Annotated in this window: 2 protein-coding genes; one reads left to right on the top strand and one right to left on the bottom strand. The window is 76.5% G+C overall.

The annotated features are described in order from the left end of the window. The first annotated feature begins 182 nt into the window (after positions 1-182). Positions 183-1298: a 2OG-Fe(II) oxygenase gene (locus tag E2C05_RS31030; protein ID WP_133223466.1), complete on the top strand. Its 1116-nt coding sequence runs from the start codon at positions 183-185 to the stop codon at positions 1296-1298. Positions 1299-1925: 627 nt separating this feature from the next. On the opposite strand, the gene E2C05_RS31025 is transcribed toward E2C05_RS31030, so the two are convergent. Further along, positions 1926-2407, bottom strand: a 482-nt coding sequence (locus E2C05_RS31025) for an SH3 domain-containing protein (RefSeq protein WP_338045224.1), incomplete at its 5' end; no start/stop codon positions are given.

Here is a 2407-nt window from a genome sequence, read left to right as displayed (position 1 = left end):
TCCGCGCCCATCGCGCCGCGCGGCGATGCGCCCCCGCGCCGCTCGCGGCCGGGCGCGGGGGTTCAGCGGCATGCGGCGATCCGGCAGGCCGGGCGCCGCGGCGACACGCGGCGGCACGCCGGGGCATTCACCCGCCGCGGCCATTCGTTCTACACCGGGCCGGCCGCGCCAGGACGCCCCCGATGACCGCCAGCGAGACCAGGATCCAGCCGCCCCTGCCGGGTGACCCGGCGCCATGGTTCTTCGCCGCCTCCGCCGGCAATCCGCGCTACAATTTCGCCTCCCTCGCCGGGCGCTACGTGCTGCTGGCCTTCGCCGGGCCGTCCGGCCATGCGGCCGGGCCGCAGGCCGCTGCCGCGCTGGCGCCCGCCCTGGCGGCGGGGCTGCTGGACGATGCGTGCGCCACCGCCTGCCTCGTCACCCTCGGCCCGCTCTCGCCAGAGGGGCCGCAGGACCGCATCCCGGGCCTGCGCGTGCTGGCCGATGCGGATGCCGGCATCCACCGCGCCTATGGGCTGCTGCAGGCGGGACCGACGGGCGGGCTGCTGGCCGGCACCGCCGCCTTCCTGCTGGACCCGCTGCTGCGGGTGATCGCGGCGGTGCCGCTGGACCGCCTGGCATCGCTGGCGGACCTGCTGCGCGGCCTGCCGCCGCCGCACCTGCATGCGGGGCAGGAGGCGCCGGCCCCCGTGCTGCTGCTGCCGCGGGTGTTCGAGCCCGATTTCTGCCAACGCCTCATCGCCCTCTATGCCGAGAAGGGCGGCGAGGACAGCGGCTTCATGGTGGAGCGCGAGGGCCGCACGGTCGGCGTCTACGACCACGCCTTCAAGCGCCGCGCCGATTGCCAGATCGAGGATGCGGCGCTGCAGGCGCAGATCCGCGCCCGGCTCGCCCGCCGGCTGGTGCCGGAGATTCGCAAGGCCTTCCAGTTCGAGGCGACGCGGATCGAGCGCTACATCATCGCCTGCTACGATGCCGCGACGGGCGGGCATTTCCGCGCCCATCGCGACAACACCACGCCCGGCACGGCGCATCGCCGCTTCGCGGTGACGATCAATCTGAACGAGGATTTCGCGGGCGGGGAGCTGTGGTTTCCGGAATTCGGCCCGCGCCGCTACCGGCCGCCGGCGGGCGGCGCGGTGGTGTTCAGCTGTTCCCTGCTGCATGAGGCGACGCCGGTGACGCAGGGCACCCGCTATGCGGTGCTGCCCTTCCTCTACGACGACGCGGCGGCGCGGCTGCGGCAGGCGAACCAGGCTTCGCTGCAGCCGCCGCCGGCCGAGGCGGCGGCGGAATAGCACCGATCGCGCGGGCGGCCTGGCCGCCGCCCTGCGCATGACGGGTTGATGGTGCATGCGGCCCGGTGGTGCCTGCCCGGTGCCCCGCCCGGCGCGCGCCGTTGCGGGACGGCGCCGATCGCCGCAGGCCGCTCCGGTCGCGGCAGGGTCTCGCGCCCGCGCCTCGGCACCCGTTCGCGGGACTTCCCGGGGCGACCCGCGGCCAGGGCATCGGCGTCGCTCCGGCCGCCGCGTCGCATGGCCAGGGACCGGCAGGGCCGGCCAGGCTGCCGAAGGGGGCCCGCCACTCCCGGCGCCGCCGCGCCAGCGCGACACGTCCAGCCAGGACGCCTGATCGGGTCCTTCGGCGCCGCCCGGCGCCTGACCAGGGCAGGGCGAAGCCGGCGAGGGCGGCGGCGGGCCGCCGGCCCCCTGCCGACGGCCGCATGGCGTGACCATACGGCCGGCGCGGCCGGCCGAGCCGCCGGATGGCGCCCGCCGCCAGGGGACCCCATCGGTGTCGCTGCGCGAGGTCGATGGGACCCTATCAGGCGGCGAGCCAAGGCCGCAGGCCCATGTCCCCCCCCCCCCACGGCCGCCCGGGGGCACCACAACGATGCCAGCGGCCGTCCCGAACGACCGTCGGCCTCAGTTCACCGGCTCGTCCGCCGCCACGCCCCAGATCTCGCTGCGACGGATCCAGCCGCGGTAGTCGCCGACCCGCGCCTCGCACCAGGCGCTCTCGGCCTCGCATTTCCGCAGGGACCCGATGACGCCGGGCTTGAGCCTGGCGACCGCCTCGGCCCCCTCCTCCGGCCGGCGGCGCAGCGCCCGCTCCTCCCCCTGCACCAGGAAGGTCCGGCGGGAGGTGAGCAGCGGCCGCTGCACCCAGCCTTCCGTCCCCTCGGGGTCGCGGATGCGGCGCCAGATGTCGTGCTCCTCGACGATCTGCACCGGCAGGTCCTTCCGCTGGTAGGTCCAGTCGATCTTGTAGCGAAGGTCGGGGCCGATCCGCAGGTTCACCTGGTTGGACCCCAGCGCGGCATAGCGCGGCAGCGGCAGGCCGGTGGCGCTGCCCACCCGCGGCGCCGGCGGCGGGGGCGGCGCCGCGGGGGCGGGTTCCGGCGGCC

Origin of the sequence: Paracraurococcus ruber (genome assembly GCF_004353985.1) — a bacterium.
GTDB classification, from domain to species: domain Bacteria; phylum Pseudomonadota; class Alphaproteobacteria; order Acetobacterales; family Acetobacteraceae; genus Paracraurococcus; species Paracraurococcus ruber.
The sequence above is the reverse complement of the archived record's forward strand: the minus strand, read 5'-3'. Positions and strand labels throughout refer to the sequence as shown.

Coding starts and splice junctions, on each gene's coding strand:
- E2C05_RS31030 (WP_133223466.1), top strand. CDS start 183: ATGACCGCCAGCGAGACCAGGATCCAGCCGCCCCTGCCGGGTGACCCG.